The organism is Pseudophaeobacter sp. EL27, from assembly GCF_900313025.1.
GTDB lineage: Bacteria > Pseudomonadota > Alphaproteobacteria > Rhodobacterales > Rhodobacteraceae > Pseudophaeobacter.
On record NZ_OMPQ01000015.1, the window covers coordinates 511037 to 536353 of the forward strand.

Consider the following 25317-nt stretch of genomic DNA (forward strand, 5'->3'; position numbering starts at 1 on the left):
CTCTTTTGCAAGGAACCTTAGATGTCTGAGACCATTCAAAAACAAGCCGCCGAAGCCGAAGCCCAGGTCATGGCCGTCGCCGCCAATACCCTGCCCGAACCCGTCGAAGAGGTGCAGCCGCTGGAGGCCGCCACGCCGGAGGTCAGCGCTGCCATCACCACCCGCATCGGCGAGATCGACATGGGCGACAGCAATTCGATCATTCGCTTTGGCTCAGGCGCGCAGGCCGAGTTGCAGACCATAAGCCAGGCGATGCTGGCAGATGTGCGCAACAAGGATGTGGGCCCGGCCGGCGACTCGCTGCGTGGCATTGTTACGACCATTCGGGGCTTCTCCGTCTCGGAACTGGACGTGCGCCGCAAGCCTACTTTCTGGGAACGGCTGCTGGGCCGCGCGGCTCCTTTTGCCAAATTCACCGCCAAGTTTGAAACCATCCAGAGCCAGATCGACAAGATCACCGATGATCTGCTGGGCCATGAGCACACCCTGCTGAAAGACATCAAATCACTGGACTTGCTCTACGAGAAGACCCTGAACTTCTACGATGAGCTGGCGCTGTATATTGCCGCCGGTGAGGCCAAGCTGGCCGATCTGGATGCCAATGACATCCCGGCGCTTGACGCTGCCGTTGCCGCCGCACCCGAGGGTGATCAGGTCATGAAGGCGCAGGAGCTGCGCGATCTGCGTGCCGCACGGGACGACCTGGAACGCCGGGTACACGATCTCAAACTCACCCGCCAGGTGACCATGCAGTCGCTGCCTTCAATCCGCTTGGTGCAGGAAAACGACAAGAGCCTGGTCACCAAGATCAACTCGACCCTGGTCAACACGGTGCCGCTCTGGGAGACCCAGCTGGCCCAGGCCGTGACCATCCAACGTTCCGCCGAGGCGGCAAAGGCGGTGAGCTCTGCCAATGATCTCACCAATGAGCTGTTGACCTCGAATGCCGCCAACCTGCGTCAGAGCAACAAGATGATCCGCGAGGAAATGGAGCGCGGTGTCTTTGATATTGAGGCGGTGAAACAGGCCAATGCCGATCTGGTTGGGACCATTCAGGAAAGCCTGCAGATCGCCGATGAGGGCAAGGCCCGTCGCGCCGCTGCCGAGGAAGAGCTGAAAAAGATGGAAAGCGAGCTGCGCGACACCCTGGCTGCTGCCAAGGCGCGCAAAGACGGTATTGGCGACACTGCCGGCACCGCCGTTCCCGGCTGAATGATGCAGCAGGCTGCACGGACAGTTTTGCGGGCCGCAAGGCCTCTGGTGCTGGCGACCCTTGCCGGGGTCGCCCTAACCGCCTGCCTGCCCAGCAGTCCCGGCACCTCATTGGTGCCGGAACAACGCCCAGACATTATCCCGGCAGCCTACCGCCCGCCTTCGGCCGAAAGCGCTGAACTACGCAATTATTACCGGGTTCTACAGCAGGATCTGCTCACCCGGGGATTGCTGCGCACGGACGGCGGCGGGCCCGAAACGCCTTTTGACGCCGATGATCTGGCAGAGCATTTTGAAGAAATTTCCTTTTACAACGAATATGCCGGGCGCAGTGGCAGTGGGTTGAGCGGTGGTTTGAGCCGCTGGTCAGGGCCGGTAAAACTAGTGGCTGATTTTGGCCCCTCTGTCCCCGAAGGACAGCGCCTGCGGGATCAGGGCGTGTTGAGCGCCTATGCTGCGCGCCTGTCCCGCATCACTGGACACAATATCTCTACCACGCCCAAACGGGGCAACTTCCATGTGATCTTTGCCAGCGCGGATGATCGGGCCTATGTGGCTGAAAAAGTGCGCGATCTTTTGCCCAATTTAAGTGCCAGTGACCTGCAGCTCTTTGTCAATCCGCCGCGCACCCACTATTGTTTTGTTCTGGCGGGCGGACCGCAGAATGCCCCCTTTGACTACATCCGCGGCGTTGCCCTCATTCGGGCCGAACACCCCGATCTGGTGCGCGACAGCTGCATCCACGAAGAAGTGGCACAGGGCCTGGGCCTGTTGAACGACAGCCCGCGCGCGCGGCCCTCGATCTTTAATGATGACGATGAATTTGCCTATCTGACCAGCCATGACGAATTGCTGCTCAAGATGCTTTATGATCCCAGGCTGCGCACCGGCATGAGCGCTGAAGAGGCCCGGCCCATCATTCGCATCCTCGCCCGCGACGTAATGGGGCAGCAGCTATAGGCGCGCAGCCCTTTCTATTTTTTTGACTTAGACGACCAGAGAAAAGGACCAGAAACATGGGAATATTTGACTTTCTCAAAGGCGAATTCATCGATGTCATTCACTGGACCGATGACAGCCGCGACACCATGGTCTGGCGGTTTGAACGCGAGGCACATGAGATCAAATACGGTGCCAAGCTGACCGTGCGTGAGGGTCAGGCGGCGGTCTTTGTGCATGAAGGGCAGCTGGCCGATGTTTTCACGCCCGGGCTTTATATGCTTGAAACCAATAATATGCCGGTGATGACAACCCTGCAGCACTGGGATCACGGCTTTCAGTCGCCCTTCAAGTCCGAGATCTATTTTGTCGACACCACCCGGTTCAACAACCTGAAGTGGGGCACCAAAAATCCGATCATGTGCCGGGATCCTGAATTTGGTCCGGTGCGCCTGCGCGCCTTTGGCAGCTACACGATCCGGGTTACCGATGCAGCACGCTTCCTGACCGAAATCGTTGGCACCGATGGTGAATTCACCATGGATGAGATCTCGTTCCAGATCCGCAATATCATCGTGCAGGAGTTTTCCCGTGCCGTGGCCGGGTCGGGCATTCCGGTGCTGGACATGGCGGCGAATACCGCTGATCTGGGCAAACTGGTCGCGGCTGAGATCGCGCCAACGCTGGCAGAATATGGCCTGTCGATCCCCGAGCTTTATATCGAGAATATCTCACTGCCCCCCGCCGTGGAGCAGGCAATGGACAAGCGTACTCAGATGGGCATCGTTGGCGACCTGGGCCGCTACACCCAGTTTGCCGCCGCCGAGGCCATGGGCGCCGCAGCCCAAACCCCCAACAGCGGTATGGGCGCCGGCCTTGGCATGGGGATGGGAATGGCGATGGCGCAGCAGATGGGGCAGCAGATGCAGCCCCAGGCAGCGGGCCAGGCCGCAGGGCCTTGGGGCGCCCGTCCCGCCCCCGCTGCATCTGCGCCCGCAGCGCAGGCCGCACCGCCGCAGGCCGCCCCCGTTGCCCCACCGCCGCCTCCGGTGGAACATGTCTGGCATACCGCAGAAAATGGCACCACGGCGGGACCGTTTTCCAAGGCTCGTCTGGGGCGCATGGCGCAGGAAGGCAGTTTGAAACGCGACACCCATGTCTGGACCCCAGGTCAGGACGGCTGGATGCGGGCCGGAGATGTTGCTGAACTGGCCCAGCTCTTCACAATTCTGCCCCCTCCGCCACCACCACCAGCACCGTAAGATTGACGACGACAAAGAGGGAGCACTCCAATCGCGTGCTCCCGCCTATAACTTCAACCCATTGAGAAGGACGAAGCAATCAGCCCTTTGCTTGCCACTCCGCAAGCGCTTCCTCCAGCTCTTTGCTCGAGGTGGTATAGGCAGCCCCTTCGAGCGCCGCGATTGCCATTGTTGGATTACCATCAGCAATTTTCTGAGCCACCAGCCCTGCGGCTTTGTGAAAATCACTATGCAGCGTTTTGATGTTGTTGAAATAGCTCCCGGTTCTATCGTTCGGGGTCACCCCCGCCAGCCATTGCCCAAAACGGCATTTGTCATCCCGGCAGATATCCTGAACCGGCAGGTCCGTTTCATTGTTCCTGGCGGCGGTCAACAATCGATGCTTCCAAGCAGCATGCGCGCGGATTGCTTCTGAAATTTCCCCACGAAAAGCATCGTCGGTCATGGCTGTGGCTCCCGTTGGTGTAACGACGACCATAGTCAAACCAAGAGCCTAACAGATCGTTCTCACCTGATCGAATCATAGAAAAACCTAGGAACAACTCCTTTAAAATTGACGCCACTTCCCCTTGCGTGGATTTGCGTACAGACCCCTTCAAACAATGAGGACATCCGCCACAGCGGCTGTTATAACCCCTTAAACACCCTCGCTAGATTTCGGAGTTTTTGTGACTGACACACCTCCCGCCCCGCCCGAGACCCTGCCTCAGATGCCCCCCCAAGCCCCGCAGGAGACCAATCGGTTTCCCTGTGAACAATGTGGTGCGGACTATCGGTTCGACCCAAAGGAAGGCAGCCTGACCTGCAGCCATTGTGGCCATAGCCAGGTTATGCGTGACAAAGCCGATCATGGTAGCGCTCTGCGGGAGCTGGATTTCAAAGCGGCCCTGTCGCAACAGCTGCCTGAGGCGGAGATGGAAGTGACCCGGGTCTCCAGCTGTCCAAACTGCGCCGCGCAGGTGGAGTTTTCCAACGAAACCCATGCTTTGGAATGTCCCTTCTGTGCAACCCCCGTGGTGGCGGATACTGGTGAAAGCCGCCATATCAAGCCCAAGGGTGTTGTCCCCTTTGAGCTGGAAGAGCGCGCTGCTCATGACGCCATGAGCACCTGGCTGGGCCGGTTGTGGTTTGCCCCCAATGGGCTACAGGCCTATGCCCGCAAGGGCCGCGCAATGGAGGGTATCTATGTGCCCTTCTGGACCTATGATGCCGAAAGCCAAAGCCGCTATTCTGGACAGCGCGGCACCACCTATTATGTCTCGGAAACTGTCATGGTGGAGGGTAAGGCCGAACAGCGACGGGTTGCCAAGATCCGCTGGACCCCTGTTTCAGGTCGGGTGCGCCGTTTCTTTGATGATGTGCTGGTGCTGGCCTCCAAAAGCCTGCCCAAACGCTACACGGATGCGCTGGAACCCTGGGATCTCTCGGCGCTTGCCCCCTATCAGCCGCAATACCTCGCCGGGTTTCGCGCCGAGGCCTATGCAATCGATCTGGAGGAAGGCTTTCACGAAGCACGGGCACATATGGACCGGGTGATTGAGCGGGATGTGCGCTTTGACATTGGTGGTGACCGCCAGAGGATCTCCCAAATCGACACCCAACTGTCAGATGTCACCTTCAAGCATGTGCTGCTGCCGGTCTGGCTGGCCGCCTATAAATACCGCGGTAAGACCTATCGTTTTGTGGTCAACGGCCAAAGCGGGCGGGTCCAGGGAGAGCGCCCCTATTCTGCCTGGAAGATCGCAATAGCTGTGGTTTTGGGCCTCGCCCTGCTTGGCGTTGCAGCCTATTTTGGCAGCCAAAGCTAGGGTTGACCTTACCGGTACTCACAGCACTCCTTTCCGCTTGAAGCGATCCCACTTTGATCGAGGGGCGAATTCCCCGGCAAGACTTTATGACAGGACTATTCAGACATGACCGCCCCCCAACTGCCCTCTCTGGCTGAGCTGCAATCGCTGTTTACGGCGCGCCATAGCTGCCGTGCCTTCTTGCCAGACCAGCTGCCAAGGGAGGTCATCGAGGACATCCTGACCTGTGCTCAGAAAGTGCCCTCCTGGTGCAATGCGCAGCCCTGGAAACTGACCATCACCAGCGGCAAGGAAACCGACAGGCTGCGCCAGGCGTTGATGCAGGCGGTACAAAGCGATAGTCATAGTCCCGACCTCGCCTTTCCGACCTCTTATGAGAATGAATACCAGACCCGCCGTCGCAAATGTGGTTGGGCACTGTACAAAGCCGTCGGGGTAGAAAAGGGCGATCGCGCTGCCTCCGAACGTCAAATGATGGAGAACTTTTCACTCTTTGGCGCCCCCCATTGTGCGATCCTGTCGACCCCGGCCGAGCTGGGAGGGTATGGGGCCATGGATTGTGGCGGTTTTGTTGCGGGCTTTACCCTGGCGGCGCAGGCGGCTGGGGTTGCAAACATTCCACAGGCTGCGGTGGCCTCCTATGCGCCATTACTCCACGAGCTTCTTGAGATCCCGCAGGACCGGCACATCCTCTGCGCCATTTCTTTTGGCTATGGCAACCCTGACCATCCTGCCAACAGCTTTCGCACCAACCGGGCGCCTCTGTCTGAGTTTGCCGCGTTTCGCGACTAGCCCAGCTACCAAGAGCAAGCGATTCCCCTCTTAATGAAAGATCCGAGCCATGCGTGCAGTCATCCAACGTGTATCCGAAGCCTCTGTCACTGTCGATCAAGAGGTCATCGGCAAAATCGATGCAGGGCTATTGGTGCTGGTCTGCGCTATGCAGGGCGACGATGAGGCCCAGGCCGATTATCTGGCAAAAAAGATTGCCAAGCTGCGCATCTTTCAGGATGAGGTGGGGAAGATGAACCGCTCTGTCACTGACATCGCAGGCGCCGTTCTGGTGATCAGCCAATTCACCCTGGCCGCTGAAACCCATCGTGGCAACAGGCCAGGTTTTTCAACAGCGGCCTCTCCGACCGAGGGTAACGCGCTTTATACCTATTTTGCCGATCAGCTCGCCTCTCTGGGCGTGCCGGTGCAGCGCGGATCTTTTGGTGCTGACATGAAGGTCAGGCTGCTGAATGACGGGCCAGTAACCATCTGGATGGACAGCGCCGAGCGCTGACCCCCTTTCAGTCGCCACAGTTTTCCTGCCCCTCTTGTCCAAACTTGGCCCCAGTTTGGACAAGATGGACGCTGGTTTTTTCTCATGGCTGGCCCCGTAGGCTGGGCCCGACAAATCACGATGTCGCAAACGAACTACGGGCAGCCGCTTGGTCGAATTACGACCAGAGATTCTTTTCGGTTTTGTGACAGATCACGATCCGAACGCTCTGGGCGAGGCAAAAAACTCCTGCGCAACGTCACAAGTTACAAAAACTTATCCTATAGGAAAAATAGGGGCAAAATGGCGGTTTACCTCACAAATGCGGCATGACACCCTGAGAAGGCGACACCATTTAGATTTCAGGACTTTGCAGAAGTTTCGTCAAACTAGGCGTGTCGTTATTAAAGCTTGCGAGGTCGCGGCAAATGCGCAAATCTTGGTGCATCATACAAAAATAAGCCGCCGAGATCGCAGACCGCGATTGCAAGCCGCAGGAACTAAAACTGGGAGACATCGATGAACGATCACCTTCATTATCTGGCGCGCCATGCCGCAGCCGGTAAACTGAGCCGCCGTGATTTCATGGCAAAAGCCGCAGCACTGGGCTTTTCTGCAGCTGCAGCAGGCACCCTGCTGACCACCGAAGCCCGTGCCGCTGGCCCGCAAAAAGGCGGTACCATGCGTATTGGTCTGCAGGGCGGCAGCACCACTGATAGCCTGGACCCGGCCCTGTCCACCAACCAGGTTACCCTAATGCTGATCCGTCTATGGGGCGAACCTCTGGTTGAGCTGAACGACGAGGGCGGCCTGGACGGCAAAGTTGCTGAAAGCTACGAAGCCTCTGCAGATGCCAAGGTCTGGACCTTCAAAGTCCGTAGCGGCATCACCTTCTCCAACGGGAAATCCGTTACTGCAGAAGATGTAGCAAAAACTCTTGAACGTCACTCGGGCGAAGACACCAAATCCGGTGCGCTTGGCATTATGCGTGGCATTCAGAACATCACCACCGAGGGTGACAATGTCATCGTCGAGTTAGAAACACCAAACGCTGACCTTCCCTACTTGATGGCTGACTATCACCTGGTCATCCAGCCAGGCGGAGGCATGGAAGATCCAGCGGCTGCTATCGGCACCGGCCCCTACATTATCAAAGATGTAGATATGGGTGTGCGCATCGTTGCTGAAAAGAACCCCAACTATTGGGGTGACATCGGACATGCCGAAACCATTGAGCTGATCGTCATCAACGACAACACCGCTCGCGTTGCAGCTCTGCAGTCCGGGCAGGTTGACTTGATCGACCGCGTTCCCCCACGGACCGCCAAGCTGGTAGACCGCGCCCCCAACATCAACGTGCACTCCACTTCTGGCCCGGGCCACTATGTGTTCATCATGCACTGCAACACCGCCCCGTTTGACAATAACGATGTGCGGATGGCGCTGAAATACGGCATCAACCGTCAGGAAATGGTCGACAAGGTTCTGAACGGCTTCGGGTCGGTTGGCAACGACAGCCCGATCAACTCTTCCTATCCTCTGTTCACCGCGGTTGAGCAGCGTGAGTATGATCCGGACAAGGCGATGCACCACCTGAAGAAGTCGGGCTACGACGGCGAGATCCTGCTGCGCACGTCCGATAACTCCTTCCCTGGTGCGCCGGATGCTGCAGCTCTGTTCCAGCAGTCCTGTGCCGGTGCTGGTATCAACCTGAACGTCAAGCGTGAGCCCAATGATGGCTATTGGTCTGAAGTCTGGAACAACCAACCCTTCTGCACCAGCTACTGGGGTGGCCGCCCAACCCAGGACCAGATGTACACCACGGCCTATCTGTCGACTGCAGACTGGAACGACACGCGTTTCAACAACGAACAGTTCGATCAGTTGCTGCTGGCAGCCCGCGCCGAGCTGGACCTTGCCAAGCGGACTCAGATGTATGCGGACATGGGTGAAATTCAGCGCGACAATGGCGGCTTGATCTGCCCAATGTTCAACGACTTTGTTGATGCAACATCTGATCGCTTGGATGGCTGGGTAGAGAATGCAAAAGGCTTTGCACTCATGAACAGCTACGCACCGATGAAAATGTGGGTGAAGGCATAAGATGCCTCTCATTATCAAACTGTTGGCCCAGCGCATTGCGCTGGGCCTCATCCTGCTCTTCCTCGTTTCCGGTCTGATCTTTGCCGGCACGATGATCCTGCCGGGTGATGTCGCGCAGTCGATCTTGGGCCAGTCGGCCACCCCGGAGGCACTGGAAAACCTACGTGCTGAACTGGGGCTGAATGATCCGCCGCTGCAGCGCTATATTCAATGGCTCGGCGGTGCGATGACCGGCGATCTGGGAACCGCTCTGACCAGCGGCGCCGACATTACCGAAAGCATTGGCAAGCGTCTGTCGAACACCCTGTTCCTGGCCTTCTGGGCTGCGATCATTGCGGTGCCTTTGGCGATCTTTCTCGGCCTTTTGGCTGTGCGGTTCAAAGACCGTTGGCCCGATAAGGCGATCTCGGCTGTGACCCTCGCCTCTATCTCTATTCCTGAATTTCTCATCGGCTATGTGCTGATGTACCTGATCGCAGTTAAACTGCGTTGGTTCCCCTCGGTGGCTATGATCAATGACAGCATGTCCTTAGGCGACAAGCTGAGCGCCATTGCCCTGCCCGTCACGGTGCTGACCCTGGTGGTTCTGGCCCATATGATGCGCATGACCCGTGCGGCGATCCTGAACGTGATGCAGTCGGCCTATATCGAGACGGCTGAGCTGAAGGGCCTCAATGGCTTTCAGGTGATCTTCCGCCACGCCTTCCCCAACGCGATTGCCCCCATTGTGAATGTGGTGATGCTGAACCTTGCCTATCTTGTGGTTGGCGTTGTGGTGATCGAGGTGGTCTTTGTCTACCCTGGCATGGGCCAGTATCTGGTGGACCACGTCTCGAAACGCGATGTGCCGGTTGTGCAGGCCTGTGGTCTGATCTTTGCCGCGGTCTATATCGGTCTCAACATGGTGGCTGATGTTGTCGCCATCCTGTCGAACCCCCGTCTGAGGCATCCAAAATGAAGAATATCCCTATCTCCGCTATGATCGGGTTGTTCTTCACGGCCCTCTACTTTCTCGCAGCGATCTTTGCACCACTCCTCGCCCCTTACGGCATGGCCGAAGTGGTTGGTGATGTCTGGGAACCCTCCTCTTCTGAATTCCTGCTGGGCACCGACAATATCGGTCGTGATCTGCTTAGCCGGATGATCTACGGCGGGCGCACCACGATCTTTATCGCCACCGCTGCAACCGTTTTGTCCTTCACACTGGGCTCGGTTCTGGGCTTCTTTGCTGCCGTGGCCGGTGGCTGGGTGGATCAGCTACTCTCGCGTTTTGTTGACCTGGTGATGTCGATCCCCACCCTGATCTTTGCACTGGTTGTTCTGTCGGTGATGCCGGTGACCGTACCGGTGCTGATCGTTGTCATGGGGCTGCTGGATGCCACCCGTGTCTACCGCCTGGCCCGTGCCGTTGCGGTTGATATCGAAGTGATGGACTATGTCGAAGCGGCGCGTCTGCGCGGCGAAAAAACCGCCTGGATCATCTTCCGTGAGATCCTGCCGAATGCGCTGTCACCTCTGATCGCTGAGATGGGCCTGCGGTTCATCTTTATGGTTCTTTTCGTTTCCACCCTTTCCTTCCTCGGCCTTGGCATCCAGCCACCCGAAGCGGACTGGGGCGGTATCGTGAAAGAAAACAAAGATGGTATCGTCTACGGCATTCCGGCCGCATTGGCGCCTGCCTTTGCCATCGCCACACTGGCGATCTCGGTCAACCTGGTGGCTGACTGGGTGCTGAACCGGACCACATCGCTGAAAGGAGGCCGCGGATGAGCGAACCTTTGCTAAAAGTACGCGGCTTGAAGATCGGTGCTACGGTCTATCCTCCAAATGAAAAGCCCCATGACATCGACATCGTGCATGGGGTGGATTTTGACGTCCAAAAGGGCAAGGTACTGGGCCTCATCGGGGAATCCGGTGCCGGTAAGTCCACCATCGGCCTTGCCTCCATGGCCTATGGCCGGGGCGGCGTCAAAATCACCGGTGGTGAAGTCTGGGTCAATGGCCGTGACATCATGCAATCCGGGATCGGTGATATCCGCAAACTGCGCGGCGGTGAGGTGACATACGTGTCCCAATCCGCTGCGGCCTCCTTCAACCCTGCCAAAAAGATCATTGATCAGGTGGTAGAGGCCGCAGTTGAACAGAAAAAGTTCAGCCGCAAAGAGGCCGAAGAGCGCGCGCGGGTACTGTTTGAAAAGCTCGGTCTGCCAGATCCGCAGAACATTGGCGACCGTTTTCCGCACCAGGTTTCGGGCGGTCAGCTGCAGCGTTGCATGACAGCGCTGGCGCTCTGCCCTGAACCGGATCTGGTGGTCTTTGACGAGCCCACAACGGCGCTGGATGTGACCACACAGATTGATGTTCTGATGGCGATCAAGGAAGCCATCCGGGAAACCGGCGTTGCAGCCCTGTATATCACCCATGATCTGGCCGTTGTGGCCCAGGTCAGCGACGATATCATGGTGCTGCGTCACGGCAATATGGTTGAATACGGATCGGTTGATCAGATCATCAACAACCCGCAGGAAGAGTACACCCAGGCGCTTGTCTCGGTGCGCTCGATCGAGCACGAAGAAAAGCAACCCAGTGGCGACCCGGTGCTCAGCGTGCGCAATATCACTGCGCGCTACAAAGGCACACAGTTCGATGTTTTGCACAACGTGAATGTTGATCTCTACCCCGGTCAGACACTGGCCGTTGTGGGTGAATCGGGCTCGGGGAAATCTACCCTTGCCCGCGTCATCACTGGCCTTTTGCCACCGCGCGAAGGTGAGATTGAGTTTGCCGGACGCACCCTTTCGCCAGATCTGGCCGGGCGCTCGCAGGAAGACCTGCGCGAGCTGCAGATGATCTACCAGATGGCGGATGTGGCAATGAACCCACGCCAGACCGTGGGCACCATCATTGGTCGCCCGCTGGAGTTCTATTTCGATATGAAGGGCGAAGAGAAGCGTAAGCGGATCATTGAACTTCTCGACGAAATTGAGCTGGGCGAAGAGTTCATTGATCGCTATCCAGCAGAACTGTCCGGTGGGCAAAAGCAGCGTGTCTGCATCGCCCGTTCGCTGGCGGCCAAGCCCAAGATGATCATCTGCGACGAGGTCACTTCGGCGCTGGATCCCCTGGTGGCAGACGGTATTCTCAAACTGTTGTTGGAACTGCAAAAGATCGAGGATGTTGCCTTCCTCTTCATCACCCACGATCTGGCCACAGTGCGTGCAATCTCCGATTCTATTGCGGTGATGTATCAGGGCAAGGTGCAGCGCTATGGAGGCAAGAACCAGGTGCTGAGCCCACCGTTTGACGACTATACCGATCTCTTGCTCAGCTCCGTGCCAGAGATGCGTCTGGGCTGGCTTGAAGAGGTTATATCTAACCGCAAAATGGAAAGTGCCGGCAACTGACGCCGCCCTTCCCTTAGCAGTACAATCGACCAGCCCCGTGCAATCTGCGCGGGCCTGCGTCGTTTTAGCTATATACATTCCATTTCCAGCATGCTTTAACATTCCACAATTGGAATATTATTATCACGTTAGGAATGGACCGATGAGCAAGCCTCTCTCCGCTGCTGCCCGCGCCGCAGACCAGAGTTATTCTCCGCTCTACTTTCTCGCCTCCCTTGGCGCTGGTGGCCTCGCTGTCACCTTCTTTATGTATCTGATGTTCTGGGTGCCACACCCCGGCCAGCCCGTGCCTGTTTTTGAGGACCTGATGGCGGTGCTGGCCAGTGGCAGTCTCGCCATGAAAGCAGCCGTTGTAGTCGCAATGGTTGGGATCGCGATCTTTGTCTTTCTGAACGTAAAGATGCTGTTGTGGAACTTTGCCGCCCTGTCCCGCTTCAAAAAGGCCGACGCCTATGCGGCGCTACGCAAAACCAATGGCGAAACCACCCTGTTGGCAGGGCCGCTGGCAACAGCGATGACCATCAATGGCGGCTTTATTGTCGGGCTCGTCTTTGTACCGCAGCTCTGGAGCGTGGTTGAATACCTCTTCCCGGCCGCCATGGTCGCCTTTCTGGCTGTGGGCATCTGGGCCTTTCGCCTGATCGGGCATTTCCTGGGGCGGGTTCTGGCCGAAGGTGGCGCCTTTGACATGACCGCGCATAACTCCTTTGCCCAACTGCTGCCCGCCTTTGCCCTGTCGATGGTGGCTGTTGGCCTCTCTGCCCCCGCAGCGATGAGCGGCAACACGGTTGTTGTTGGCACCTCGCTGGTTCTTTCCACCTTCTTTGGTGTCACCGCGATGCTCTACGCCGCCTATGCCTCAGTCACCGCCTTCTCCTCCATGCTGATGCATGGCACCGCGCGCGAAGCAGGCCCTACCCTGATGGTAATTGTACCGCTGCTGACCGTGCTGGGCATCATGATGCTGCGCCAAAACCACGGGCTGCATGCTGCCTTTGACGTCCATGGGAGCCCGGCAGAAACACTGATCCTGCTGGCGCGGATCCTGACCATCCAGATTGTCTTCTCGCTGCTTGGCCTGCTGGTGATGGCGCGCCAGAAATACTTCTCTGACTTCGTTTTTGGAGACAAACTGTCCCCCGGTTCCTATGCGCTGGTCTGCCCCGGTGTGGCCCTGTCGGTGATGCTGCATTTCTTTATCAACAAAGGTCTGGTTGGTGCGCAGATCGTCGACAAGTTCAGCCTCGCCTTCTGGGTGCTCACCGCTCTGGCGCTGATGTTCCAGGCGGCCATGATCGCCCTGGTGCTGCGCCTCAACCGCCAGCATTTCAAGGCCGCCACTGCCGCCGCCTCTGCGGTTCCCGCCGAGTGAGCCCATATCTCACCTGATAAAATGGAAAAAGTGACGGATGGCGACCTCGCCGTCCGTTTTTTGAATGGCAATTCAAGTTTCTGTCGCAATGATGAGGTCAAAGAGCCCCGTGGAACAAAAGGATTCGGGTCATGGACAACAAATTGCTTCTCATCATTTTGGATGGGGTTCCCTATCGCAACTTTCGTCGGCTGTTTGGCAACCTCGAAGGCTGGGTCGACAGCGGCGATGCCCGTGTGTGGAAGTTGCGCGCTGTGCTGCCTTCGATTTCGGCCAGCTGTTACGCTTCGATCCACACAGGCGTCGCCCCGGCAGAGCACGGCTGCACCGGCAATGGCAATGTCTTCAAGCTGAGCCACAAGGACGTGTTCTCACAGGTGCGCGAGGCTGAAGGCACAACAGGGGCCGTGGCCCATAGTTTCTGGTCACAATTCTTCAACCGTCATCCCTTCGACTATGTGCGTGACGTGGAATACGACGAGCCCGACAGCAAGACCATCAACCATGGACGGTTCCATTCCATGACCGGTTATGGCCAAGCCAATCAGATGACCCCCTCGGATGTGGATCTCTTTGGCACCCTCACCAACCTCTGCCTGCGCTTTGGTCTGGACTACGGCATGCTGCATACCTGCACGCTCGACAGTATGGGACATCGGTTCTTCCATGACTGTCAGGAAATGGACCACGCCTGTTTTGTCATGGATGAAATGCTGGCCCCCTTTATCACCAAATGGCGTCAGCTGGGCTATGAGGTGATTGTCACAGCCGACCATGGCCAGGACGAACGCGGCCACCACGGCGGGCGCGGCGCGCTGCAACAGGAAACGGCCCTGTATTATTTTGGTGACGCTGAAGGCCCAGCCAAAGACGATGTCATCGATCAGCGGCAGCTGGCTCCAACTATCCTGACCCGTTTGGGCGCCCCTATTGCCGAGACGATGAAGGCCAAACCTTTCCTGAAATAGTGCTCAACCTTGGGGCCCCCTGTGATAGGATCAGGGGGTCTTAGATTTTCAGGATTTCTCGATGCGCTCTCTTTTTCTAACGGTTGTTCCGCTTCTCACGTCCCTAGCCGTCCTACCTTCATTGGTCGCAGCTGATGAATTTTGTGAAGATCTCTGGTTCACCCGCAATGCCATTATGGACCGGGCCGGATATTGCTTTGGCTCCAACCTCGGGCGGGCGATTTTCGACAATACAGACTGCCTAGGCAAAAATGTAAGACTGAACCGCGGGGATCAGGAAACGGTCGCCACTTTGCAAAGCATGGAGCACGACAATGACTGCAGGGTTGATACATCACAAAGTCAACTGTCGCTGAAGGATCTGAAGCACCGACACGCCCTGTGGTTTTTACCGATACGCGACCTATCCGAGAGTGCCTGCATTGGATGGCTTGGCGATCAGGCCGGACTGCGCGCCGGCCCCACATTGGACGCGCCGATCATCGGTAAAATCGCCCCCGGTGACACCATTGGCTACAGCTATCTGCCGCATGCCAACTGGGACTATGTGCAGGTCTTTGACAGCAACTGGAATTTCAAATCTGCCGGCTGGAGCGATCTGCGCATCACTCCTAAAACCTGCCGCCAGATCGCAGGTTAAGCTGTCATCTCGATCCTTTGCCCTGCTGTCAATCGTAGGGCCAGATCCCCTGCCCCAGCGCCTCGACCGCGGCTGAGATGCGCTCAAAACTGTCGCGCGCACGCTTGACCGAATGACGGGCACGCAGATAGCCATGCACCAACCCCGGCTCGTTGACCCAATAGGCCTTACCGCCTGCCCCCACAATCCGATCCCTATAATCCCGGCTGTCGTCGCGCACCGGGTCACAATCCGCCGAGACCAGTACTGTGGGCGGCAAGCCGGTAAAATCTCTGTCCTGCAGTGGCGCGTAGGTCGGATCTGGTCCCAGATCGCCACCGGGGCGACGTATATCCATGTAAAACAAGATCTCGTCGCGGGTCAGCATCGGTGCCTGGGCGTGTTCCAGATAAGACCCCGCATTCACATCGCCACCAAAAGCCCCATAAATCAGCACCTGCCCCAGAATGCCGCAGGTCAGTTCGATATCCTCACGGGCGGCATGGGCCAGTGCAGCACTGAGATTGGCCCCGGCGCTATCCCCCATCAGAACAACCCCCTCACCATAGGTTGCCAGTACCCATCTGAGCGCCGTCCAGCCGTCCTCGAACATGGCCGGGTGCTGGTGCTCCGGGGCCAGGCGATAGTCCACCGCAACCACGCGATAGCCGGTCTGGGCGCAGATTTCGGCGCAGACATCATCATGGCTGTCGAGGCCGCCAACAACAAATCCGCCACCATGGCAAAACAGCACCGTGCGGCTGGGATCCCCTGCCGTATAGATGCGCACAGGCACCTGCTCCACCATGCGGTCTTCGCTCGTCACAAGATCAGGGCGCGGCGCCAGAAACTCCCGTGCCATCTCATTGTAGACCGCGCGCTGCTCTGAAATGCTCAGCTCAACTGCGTCCTCGGGGTAGCATTCCCCGGTCTTACGAATGAAGGCCCAGGTTTCCTCGTCGATCAGCCGTTCATAATCCATTGCCGGTCCTTCACTGCATATGTTCTGCGTCACAGGTTAGGCCAGAGAGCTGGGGCAAGGGAATGGTCAAAGTACAAAAAAGGGTGCGCCTTGCTAGACGCACCCTGTCATTTTTCTAAAACCCCTTAAGGATGTTTGGGGATACCCCTTCAGCTGGCTGCGACCGCCTCTGCTGGCAGATGTTCCCAGGGGCAGGTAAAGCCCCCCAACACTGCCGAGATATCGCCGTCAGATGCACCATTGGCCTCCAGCTGGGCCACCAGGCCCCGCTTTTTGCTATCTACCACAGAGACAACCCGCGCCGGAGAAGAAGCCTTGAGCAGGGCTTCATTGTAAATACGGGTGATGGCGTGTTTGCGCAGATCCGGTTTAAAGACCTTGCCCACGGCGGTTTTTGGCAGCTCGTCCAACACGGTAAGGTGCTTTGGAATGGCCGCACGCTCATGCACATGGATCTTGCAATAGTCCAGCAGCTCATCCGCTGTGGCCGTTGCGCCGTCGACAAGTTCGACAAAGGCACAGGGCAGCTCACCGGAATGGGCATCAGGCTGACCAATAGCGCCCGCAAAGGCGACAGCCTCGTGTCCCAGCAGCGCCTCTTCGATCTCAGCGGGATCGATATTGTGCCCCCCACGGATGATCAGATCCTTGGCACGGCCAGTGATCCACAGATAGCTGTCTTCGTCAAAGCGCCCCAGATCACCGGTGCGCAGATACTCATCCTTGTAGTAGAGATCGACGTTCTTGTCGGCCTCGGTATAGGTATTGCCCGCATAGACACCTGGGTTGGAAATACAGATCTCGCCCACTTCATCGGTGCCGCATTCCACCAGACCATCGGCGGTACCCTTGACGATTTTCACATCCGTATAGGGGAAGGTAATCCCGATTGAGCCGATCTTCTTTTCCCCATCCACCGGGTTGCAGGACACCAGGCAGGTCGCCTCGGTCAGGCCGTAGCCCTCGATGATCTTGATTCCAGTCGCCTTTTCAAAGCGGTGAAACAGTTCCACTGGCAGCGGAGCTGAGCCGGAGAAGGCCGTTTTCACAGTTGAAATGTCAGCATCTACCGGGCGCTGCATCTTGGCCGAGATAGCCGTGGGGACAGTGATGATAAAAGAGATCTTCCAGCGTTCGATCAGCTTCCAGAAATTGTCAAAGACACCATCGCCACGGTAGCCCTGCGGCGTCGGGAAGATCACATGCGCGCCCGAAGACAGCGAGGCCATCATGATCACATGGCAGGCAAAGACATGGAACAGGGGCAGCGGGCACATGACGTTGTCGTTCTCGGTGAACAGCAGCGTGCCCCCCAGCCAGCCATTGTAGATCAGGCCGGAATACTTGTGCTGAGCCACCTTGGGCATGCCCGTGGTGCCACCGGTGTGGAAATAGCAGGCCACGCGGTCGCTGGTGCTGTCGGCAAAGGCCAGGGTGGTTGGCTGTTTGCGCATCTCCTTGCGGAAAGATTTGTAATCCGCATGGGTGACCTTTTCCTTGTTCTCGATCTTTGGACGGATCAGCGGCACGATCCAGGACTTTGGCGGCGTCAGATAGCGGTTTAGATCCACCTCCAACACCGTGTTCACCCCCGGTGCATGGCGCACGGCCTCGGCCACTTTTTGGGCCACGTCGGTCTTGGGAAAGGGTTTCAGCGTCACCACGACCTTGGCCTTGGTCTCGCGCAGGATTGACGCGATCTGTTCAGGCTCCAACAGCGGGTTGATCGGGTTGACGATACCTGCAACCGCGCCTGCCAGCATGGTAACCAGCGTCTCATTACAATTGGGCAGCACATAGGCCACGACGTCCTTTTCGCCGATGCCCATCTCGCGGAACATATTGGCAGCCTGGGTGACCTGATCCTTGAGCTGGCTCCAGGTCAGCGTTTCCGCCTTATCGGTGGGCCCCGAAAAGATCTGATAGCTGACCGCATTGTTATTGGGAAACTTGCCCGTTGTCCGGGACAACAGCTGGTACAGGGTCACCGGGTTATCCCGCTCTTCCCAGCTCGCTTCCTGCTCCATTGCGATGCAGTCTTCTATCGTGGCAAACGCCATAGTAATCCTCCCCTGCCCCGGTGTTTTCCGGGGTTTTCCTCTTTGATCTTAATCTGAGGGTAAAAGTCGGATCGTGCAAGCAAATGGGCGAGATCACGTCAAGGCAACACGCCAATTTGACGTTGCGAAACAAGCAGCCTGCCGCAGCAAACCGCTTGCCTTTACAATTACTCTGCTGCCAGCCCGTCGGTGAACTGCAACCGCGCCAACCGGGCATAGAGCCCGCCTTCGGCAACCAGCGCATCATGAGTGCCGGTGGCAACCACCCGGCCCTCTTCCATCACCACAATACGGTCGGCTTTTTTCACGGTTGCGAGACGGTGTGCAACGATAAGGGTCGTTCGGTTTTGGCTCAACTCATCCACCGCGGCCTGCACCAGACGTTCGCTTTCAGCATCCAGCGCCGAGGTGGCCTCATCCAGCAGCAGCACTGGTGCGTCGCGCAGGATAGCACGAGCAATGGCGATCCGTTGTTTCTGCCCGCCAGACAACATCACACCGCGCTCGCCGACAAAACTGTCATAGCCTTCGGGCAGCGCCGAGATGAACTCATGTGCGGCGGCGGCGGCGGCGGCGGCTTCGACCTCAGCGTCCGTAGCGTCCGGACGCCCAAAACGGATGTTTTCCCGCGCCGATGTGGCAAAGATCACCGGATCCTGCGGCACCATCGCCAGGTGTTTGCGGAAGCCGTCCCGCTGCAGGTCTGGCAGCGCAACACCATCCAGCAGGATGGCGCCTTTGTCAGGATCATAAAACCGCTGGATCATCTGAATGATGGTGGTTTTGCCGGCACCCGATGGTCCAACAAAGGCAACAGTTTCCCCTGGTTGCACTGTCAGAGTGACCTCGTTCAGGGCCTGCACCCCGGGTCGTGCCGGGTAGGCAAAGGAGACATCGTCAAAGGTGATCTCACCCTTTACTGGCTGAGGCAGAGTATTGGCTGCCTTGGGGTCCTTAACCGTATCCGTGGCGTTCAACAGTTCAATCAGCCGCTCGGTGGCACCGGCTGCGCGTTGCAGCTCGCTCCAGATCTCCGACAGCGCCGCCACCGATCCGGCAACCAGCACCGCGTAGATCACAAACTGGATCAAGGTGCCTTCGCTCATCAATCCGGCGCGCACATCATTGGCGCCCATCCAAAGCACCCCAACGATGCCGGAAAACACCAGAAAAATCACGATGACAGTCAGATAGGCGCGTGTTTTTATCCGATTGACCGAAACATCAAACGCCGTCTCGGTCATCTGGGAAAATTGCGCCCGGCTGGCATTCTCATGGGTGAACGCCTGCACCGTCTGCACCGCGCCCAGCGCCTCGCCCGCATTGCCAGAGGAGGCTGCGATCCAGTCCTGGTTTTCGCGGCTGATACCCCGCAAACGGCGCCCCAGAACCAGGATCGGCACGATGACAGCAGGCACGATGAGCAAAACAAGCCCGGTGAGCTTGGCCGAGGTGAGCAGCATCAGCACCATGCCACCAATGAAAATCAGCAGATTACGCAGGGCAATGGAAACAGAGGAGCCCAGCACTGACTGGATCAGGGTGGTATCGGTTGTAATCCGGCTCAGCACCTCGCCGGTCATGATTTTTTCAAAGAAAGCCGGGCTCATGCCGATGACGCGATCAAAAACAGCCTTGCGGATATCAGAGACCACGCGCTCGCCCAAACGAGTCACCAGCGCATAGCGCAAGCCAGTGCCGACCGCCAGCATAGCCGCAATACCCAAAGCAGCCACAAAATACTGGTTCAGCAGGGCGCTTTCGGAGATCCGGAAATTGTCTACGACGCGGCGTACCGCCAGGGGCAGCGTCAGGGACAGGCCCGCAGTCAAAACCAGGGCACAAGTGGCCGCAAACATCAGCAATCGATAGGGGCGCATAAAGGGCCAAAGAGCCCCCAACACACCTATTTCACGAGAGCTCTCGCGTTCTTCTTCTGTTGTCGGAGCTGCCTGATTTCGCGCCATACCCGGTCCTTTTAACAGTTGTCCTGCTCGGGCCTGGTGCCCTGCGGTGCAAACAGGTTCATGCCCCCCTCAGCTCAGCAGGTCAAGCAGCTCTCGCCACAGAGGTAAGAACAAACCGGGCCTATGCGCTGACAAGCGTCTTTATAGGGCAATAAGACGCAACAAGATTTCGCTTTTTCAAGAGAGGAAGCCCCTCTGGGCGCGGCAGCCTTTTGCCCCCCGCAGAAGGTCACCCCACCGCTTTGCCCTTAGATTGCCTTCCCAAGTGATTTCTGGGCTCAGTTCAACAGATGTTCAGCCAAACTAAGAGAGGATCAAAGGAGCAGGCTTTCATGGCTACGGGGCCAGCCTAGCTGCAAGGTATTGCTGAAAGTACCAGACCGTCCGTTCCTTTGGTGATAGACGCCCCGGCGCGGCGGCCAAAGCACCTGCGTTATGGACGATCCCACCGATGATCGGTTTGTCCTCATCGTTGATCACGTCAAAGCCAGCTTTTAACTCAGCGGCATAGGCCTCGCGCTCAGCCGGGTCTTCGGGCACCGCACCGGGGTAATAGTCAGCCCCCCAAAGCACCTTTACCTGATGGGTGCCATGCGGTTGCAGCGACAGCCAGAAGGTGCGTTCTGCCACGACAGACATCACATGACAGGGAAAAACTGCTGACAAAACTGCTGTATTGCGATCCTCTTCTGTCAGGCGCGGATTATCGACTGCCATATCAGAGGCCCGTTCGTAAGATTTCCCTGGGATCCGCCCCTGTTTGTAAAGGCTATGGCCTTCGCTGCCATGCATCGCATTGGCCAGCTTTGTTGGCATCGCAGGTTCAATCGTTTTGGCATGGGCCACAAACAGGTGATAGCCCTCGGTGAAATTCTGCACCAAGATCTTCCAGTTGGTGTCCCAGATCTCTTCGGCGCGAAACAGGGTACGGTATTTTGACAGTTGGTAATTGTCCAAATGCTCAGACAACAACGTAAGGCGCGGTGCGAGAGGTGCTGCGTTGGGGTCCAGCGAGACATAGACCCAGCCCTGCCAGACCTCGACCTGGAACTGCGGCAGGCAGACTTCCTTTTTGTCAAAGTTATCGCGCATATGCGCGGCGCCAATCAACTGACCGTCCAGATTGTAGGTCCAGGCGTGATAGGGACAGGTGATACGCCCTTTCAGGTTACCGGACCCCTGGAGCAATGTTGCCATGCGATGCCGACAGATATTGGACATCGCCCGCAGATTGTCATCGCGATCGCGCAACACCACAACGGGGTCGCGCCCAATGGTCATAGTGCGATAGTCGCCCTGGTTTTCAAACTCGTCAATGCGGCCAACGCAGAACCATTCGTGATTGAAGATCTCGTCCAGTTCCAGTTCCAGAAACTCGGGTGAGGTATAGATCTGCGGCGGCGTTGCCTCTGCCATGTCATCTGGCAGCTCGGCATTGCGCCGCAGCGCCTCTAGCAACTCTGCAATGGGCATATGTGGCTTCATCGTTGGAACTCCCGGTCGAATGGCTTGCTGGGCTTTTGGCTATTCTTCAACCAACCCGTATTGATGCGCGCTTTCAGAGAGCAGCTGCCACAGGGACAGGGCGGAGCTGCGCGGAAACAAAAGGTTCAACCCATCGGCATCGCGCCAAAGGGTGACACCGACGTGGTGGAAGGCGGTGGTTGCGACCGCCCCATCGGCAAAGACGCTGGGCCGCAGATTGAGCGGCAGGAAATGATTGAGCAGTGTTTCGGCCTTGTCGCCGGTGATGCGCAACCAACAGCGTGCATCCTGCATATCCAGAACTGCGCCATTCTCAGCTGCCAATTCAGGCTCAGGACGGGGCGCGGCGGCAGACGTCAGCAGCCACCACTTTAACGGCTCAACCCGCATCAGGACCCCATTGGACCCGGAAACCACGTGCCCTGGCGCTGGAGCTAAGCTGCAACCGGCCAGTCGTGCGGCCTCGGCACCGGTCTGCGCAAGACTCGCGCCCCAGGCAGAAAACTGCAACAGGCCAAAGCCAGTGACCTCTTTGATGGTGACACCAGGCTTGCCGGGGGCACCGAACTGCCCTGCCCTACGTATTGGCTGCAGTGGAGAAATCGCTTTAGCCATGCATCCGCTCCCCTTTTGGATCAAACATATGAGGCGAGACAATCTCGACCATGACATCCCCTTTGCGAACCGGGTCAGTGGCGGCCACGGATTTGCCCTGCCAGGCATCATGCCCGCCGGAAATGTAGCCAAGGCCAATCCAGTGCCCCAGCGCCGGGGAATGGGTCACAGCGGTGATCCAGCCTTCGCCAAAACCCGAGATCTCATCCGGTTTGCACAACAAGGCGCCGCCGTTGAAGCTGTCGCTGCGATCCTTGGGAAAGATCCCCACCAGTTGCGGCCTGTCTTCACGCTCCAGCTCGGGGCGTTGACGCAGGGCGCTGCCGATAAAGGGCTTCTTGGTTGAGGCCATTTTCCCCAGACCGGCATCATCGATGGTGACCCGCCCGTCGAGTTCGGCACCAGTGACATGACCCTTTTCGATCCTAAGGGTGCCAAGGGCCTCAAGCCCATAGAGGCAACCGCCCAGGGGCTCAGATGCGGCCCATAGCTGATCCATCATCGCCTCGCCAAGGTCGGCAGGCACATAGATCTCATAGGCCAGCTCACCGGAAAAGCTGATGCGCGCGATCAGGCATCTGATGCCCCCCTTCAGGCGGCTCTCCATCACCCCCATAAAGGGCAGATTCTCCGCCGAGATGGCTTCGGGATCTTCCAGACAAGCGGCAATCGCCTTGCGGGTTTGTGGACCTGCCACGGAAACACCCGCCCATTGATCCGAGACCGAACTGACATGAACCCGCAACTCGGGCCAGCGCAATTGCAGCAGCTCCTCCAGCCAGACCATGACCTTGCCCGCCGCCGTGGTGGTGGTTGTCAGCAGAAAGTCGTTCTCGCTCAGACGCCAGGTGGTGCCATCGTCCATCACCATGCCATCGTCGCGCAGCATGATACCGTAGCGTGCCTTGCCCACCGCCAATTTGGCAAAGGCATTGCTATAGATCCGGTTGAGGAACTCGGAGGCATCCGGCCCCTGCACCGCGATTTTACCCAGCGAGCTCACATCACAAATGCCGAGGGTGTCGCGCACAGTGGTGGCCTCGCGAATATAGGCCTCGGTGATGCTCTCGCCTTTGCGGGCAAAATACCAGGGCCGGTGCCACAGACCTGCGTCGGTCATGGTGGCGCCCTGGCGCAGGTTCCAGTCATGCAGCGGTGTCCGCCGCAGGGTTTTGAAATGGCTGCCAGTGTTGCGCCCCGCCAGCGCACCAATCGCCACAGGTGTGTAGGGCGGGCGGAACCGGGTGGTGCCAACGGCGGGGATGTCTTTGCCCAGGGCCTCTGCCATCAGAGCCAGCCCAATGATATTGCCCATCTTGCCCTGATCTGTGGCCATGCCCAGCGTAGTATAGCGTTTCAGATGCTCAACCGAGACAAAGCCCTCTTGATGCGCCAAACGAATGTCGCTGGCGGTGACATCGTGCTGCGGATCAACAAAACTCTTGGTCTTTTTGCCCGGCAGGCGCACCTCATAGAGCGGCTTGATTGGAGTATTCCAGCCTCCCGGGGTAATCGCGCCCACCTTTTGTCCCATGGCCAGATTTGCTGCAGCAATTCCCGAAGCGGTGCAATGCTCGGTGCTCCAGTGGCCGGCTGCAGCCCCAGCCATGGTTACGTTCTCGGCACAGAGCGCAGGCAGGAAACAAGAAAGATCCTGATCCCAGATCGGTTTTGCACCGCGATGGGACAACAGGTTCACCACCGGCGACCACCCAGCAGAGACAAGCAAGAGATCACAAGGCAACGTTTCAACCGCCACCCAAGTGTCGCCTTGCAGGCGGGCCAGTTGAACGCCAGTAACCGCTTTGCCACCCAGTGCTTTGAGCGGTGCAAGACCGGTCTGAACGGTTACTCCCGCCGCATTCATTTGCTCTGACAGGTCCGCATCAATTGCTTCGCGCAGATCAACCAGGGTGACCTTTGCTCCGGCCTGTGCCAGCTCGCCCGCAGTATCATAGGCGGAATCGTTGTTGGTATTCAGAACGATGTTCTGGCCGGGCAACACCCCATATCGGTTCAGATAGCTGCGGGTAGCGTTTGCCGTCATCACACCGGGGCGATCATTGTTTTCAAAGGCAACTGTGCGTTCCAAGGCACCGGTGGCCAGAATGGTGGCGGCAGCCCGCACGGTCCAAAACCGCTGGCGAGGGGCATGATCCGGCTTGACCGCCAAATGATCCGTTACCCGCTCCAACAGGCCAGCCGTGCCATAATCATACAAACCAAAGGCGGTGGTGCGCGTCATGATCCGCACGCCCGCCGCTGTCAGTGCGGCAATCAGCTCAGCGCGTATTGCGTTTGACTTTGGATCGGACCGGTTCAACAGATCCCCACCCAAGTCAAAGTCCTGTTCAACCAGGATCACGTCTTTGCCCTGTTGCGCCGCATGCAGGGCTGCACTCATCCCAGCCGGGCCGGAACCGACAACCAACACGTCACAAAAGGCGTGCACATGATCATAGCAATCAGGATCAGCCTGGCGCGAGGCCTCACCCATGCCGGCCGCTTTGCGAATGATCTTCTCATACTGCATCCAGATGCCGGTTCCGCGCCCCCATTCAAAGGGCGGTAGCCCCATGAAGGTCTTGTAGTAAAACCCGGCAGAGAAAAAGCGACCAAACAGCCCTAAACCCGCGCCGACATCATTGCGCACATTGGGCCAGGCGTTCTGTCCTGAAGCCAGCAGCCCGTCAAACAGCTCTACCATAGTGGCCTTGCTATTGGGTTCTGTTCGGTCGCCCGTGCCCAGCGTCACAATGGCACCGGACTCTTCGACGCCTGCCGACATGATCCCGCGCGGACGGTGGTATTTGAAACTGCGACCCAGTACCCTCTCACCATTGGCCATCAAGGCCGAGGCCAGAGTATCGCCGGCAAAGCCCTTATAAGATCTGCCGTCCCAGGTGAACCGGAGCGGACGGCTGCGGTCGATCCGACCGCCTGTATTCAGACGTGTCGCGCTCATGCTGTCACCTCAAGCGCAGCGGCCATGTCTGGATGCGCCGGGCGCACGGAATGGATCTCGTGGGTCATGGTATCACGCTCCACCAAAAGCCACATGCGACAGCCATTCACATGCTGCCAGGTCTCCACCTGAAGCCCACAGATGTTTTCGCGCTGAAACACCGCATCGTGCCAGTCCTGCATGGGTGCATCCAAATCTGGATAGGTGATCGCGCCATCCCCCCCATAGGAAAATTCGCTGTGGTCGCGGGTGCCGCAAAACGGACAGGGTATTCTAATCATGTGTGATG

General features: G+C 58.0%; 21 protein-coding genes. 13 read left to right on the plus strand and 8 right to left on the minus strand.

The features are described 5' to 3' along the window. Positions 1 to 21 precede the first annotated feature (21 nt). The 3 genes from ED661_RS20920 to ED661_RS20930 are packed head-to-tail and all read left to right on the plus strand — an operon-like array spanning position 22 to position 3413. A complete protein-coding gene (locus ED661_RS20920) occupies positions 22 to 1212 on the plus strand; it encodes a toxic anion resistance protein (protein ID WP_122076834.1) in 1191 nt (396 codons plus the stop codon). Next, entirely contained in the window at positions 1213 to 2172 is a 960-nt protein-coding gene (locus ED661_RS20925; protein WP_122076837.1) for a DUF2927 domain-containing protein, read from the plus strand. A gap of 56 nt (positions 2173 to 2228) precedes the next feature. Next, a complete protein-coding gene (locus tag ED661_RS20930; protein WP_122076840.1) occupies positions 2229 to 3413 on the plus strand; it encodes an SPFH domain-containing protein in 1185 nt (394 codons plus the stop codon). Positions 3414 to 3492: 79 nt separating this feature from the next. Here the strand turns inward: ED661_RS20930 and ED661_RS20935 are convergent, their stop codons facing one another. Beyond that, positions 3493 to 3858: a CZB domain-containing protein gene (locus ED661_RS20935; RefSeq protein ID WP_162930214.1), complete on the minus strand. Its 366-nt coding sequence runs from the start codon at positions 3856 to 3858 to the stop codon at positions 3493 to 3495. Between the two features lie 223 nt (positions 3859 to 4081). Between ED661_RS20935 and ED661_RS20940 the strand changes: the two genes are divergently transcribed. The 10 genes from ED661_RS20940 (at position 4082) to ED661_RS20985 (ending at position 14975) form a co-directional block, all read left to right on the plus strand. Then, a complete protein-coding gene (locus ED661_RS20940; RefSeq protein ID WP_371412472.1) occupies positions 4082 to 5221 on the plus strand; it encodes a primosomal protein N' (replication factor Y) - superfamily II helicase in 1140 nt (379 codons plus the stop codon). Between the two features lie 105 nt (positions 5222 to 5326). After that, positions 5327 to 6013 (plus strand): nitroreductase, encoded by a 687-nt coding sequence (locus ED661_RS20945; protein WP_122076848.1) that lies wholly within the window; start codon positions 5327 to 5329, stop codon positions 6011 to 6013. A 49-nt stretch (positions 6014 to 6062) separates the two neighbouring features. After that, on the plus strand, positions 6063 to 6509 hold the full coding sequence (gene dtd / locus ED661_RS20950) for a D-aminoacyl-tRNA deacylase (RefSeq protein ID WP_122076851.1): 447 nt from the start codon (positions 6063 to 6065) through the stop codon (positions 6507 to 6509). Positions 6510 to 7007: 498 nt separating this feature from the next. After that, a complete protein-coding gene (locus ED661_RS20955; RefSeq protein WP_122076853.1) occupies positions 7008 to 8591 on the plus strand; it encodes an ABC transporter substrate-binding protein in 1584 nt (527 codons plus the stop codon). Between the two features lies 1 nt (position 8592). Beyond that, a complete protein-coding gene (locus ED661_RS20960) occupies positions 8593 to 9549 on the plus strand; it encodes an ABC transporter permease (protein WP_122076856.1) in 957 nt (318 codons plus the stop codon). Beyond that, positions 9546 to 10361, plus strand: coding sequence for an ABC transporter permease (locus ED661_RS20965; protein WP_122076859.1), 816 nt, complete (start codon positions 9546 to 9548; stop codon positions 10359 to 10361). The genes ED661_RS20960 and ED661_RS20965 overlap by 4 nt, the downstream gene beginning before the upstream one ends. Further along, the gene (locus ED661_RS20970) at positions 10358 to 11995 is read left to right on the plus strand and encodes an ABC transporter ATP-binding protein (RefSeq protein ID WP_122076862.1); all 1638 of its coding nucleotides are present in this window, start codon (positions 10358 to 10360) and stop codon (positions 11993 to 11995) included. Before ED661_RS20965 ends, ED661_RS20970 begins: the two co-directional genes overlap by 4 nt. A 142-nt stretch (positions 11996 to 12137) precedes the next feature. Beyond that, a complete protein-coding gene (locus ED661_RS20975) occupies positions 12138 to 13367 on the plus strand; it encodes a hypothetical protein (RefSeq protein WP_122076865.1) in 1230 nt (409 codons plus the stop codon). A 131-nt stretch (positions 13368 to 13498) separates the two neighbouring features. After that, the gene (locus ED661_RS20980) at positions 13499 to 14335 is read left to right on the plus strand and encodes an alkaline phosphatase family protein (protein WP_122076867.1); all 837 of its coding nucleotides are present in this window, start codon (positions 13499 to 13501) and stop codon (positions 14333 to 14335) included. Positions 14336 to 14396: 61 nt separating this feature from the next. Further along, a complete protein-coding gene (locus ED661_RS20985) occupies positions 14397 to 14975 on the plus strand; it encodes a DUF4453 domain-containing protein (RefSeq protein WP_122076870.1) in 579 nt (192 codons plus the stop codon). Positions 14976 to 15003: 28 nt separating this feature from the next. Here ED661_RS20985 and ED661_RS20990 read toward each other — a convergent pair whose 3' ends face one another. From ED661_RS20990 to ED661_RS21020, 7 genes are all read right to left on the minus strand, one after another. After that, complete coding sequence (locus ED661_RS20990; RefSeq protein WP_122076873.1) at positions 15004 to 15936, minus strand: alpha/beta hydrolase; 933 nt, start codon at positions 15934 to 15936, stop codon at positions 15004 to 15006. A gap of 149 nt (positions 15937 to 16085) precedes the next feature. Further along, on the minus strand, positions 16086 to 17996 hold the full coding sequence (locus tag ED661_RS20995; protein ID WP_122076875.1) for an acyl-CoA synthetase: 1911 nt from the start codon (positions 17994 to 17996) through the stop codon (positions 16086 to 16088). Between the two features lie 167 nt (positions 17997 to 18163). Beyond that, a complete protein-coding gene (locus tag ED661_RS21000) occupies positions 18164 to 19963 on the minus strand; it encodes an ABC transporter transmembrane domain-containing protein (RefSeq protein WP_122076878.1) in 1800 nt (599 codons plus the stop codon). 336 nt (positions 19964 to 20299) lie between these two features. Next, positions 20300 to 21448 carry an aromatic ring-hydroxylating dioxygenase subunit alpha gene (locus tag ED661_RS21005; protein ID WP_254054913.1) on the minus strand — a complete coding sequence of 383 codons (1149 nt, stop codon included), beginning with the start codon at positions 21446 to 21448 and terminating at the stop codon, positions 20300 to 20302. A 39-nt stretch (positions 21449 to 21487) separates the two neighbouring features. Then, a complete protein-coding gene (locus ED661_RS21010; RefSeq protein ID WP_122076883.1) occupies positions 21488 to 22063 on the minus strand; it encodes a sarcosine oxidase subunit gamma in 576 nt (191 codons plus the stop codon). Further along, complete coding sequence (locus tag ED661_RS21015; RefSeq protein ID WP_122076887.1) at positions 22056 to 25028, minus strand: sarcosine oxidase subunit alpha family protein; 2973 nt, start codon at positions 25026 to 25028, stop codon at positions 22056 to 22058. Before ED661_RS21015 ends, ED661_RS21010 begins: the two co-directional genes overlap by 8 nt. Further along, on the minus strand, positions 25025 to 25309 hold the full coding sequence (locus ED661_RS21020; RefSeq protein WP_122076890.1) for a sarcosine oxidase subunit delta: 285 nt from the start codon (positions 25307 to 25309) through the stop codon (positions 25025 to 25027). Before ED661_RS21020 ends, ED661_RS21015 begins: the two co-directional genes overlap by 4 nt. Positions 25310 to 25317: the final 8 nt, after the last annotated feature.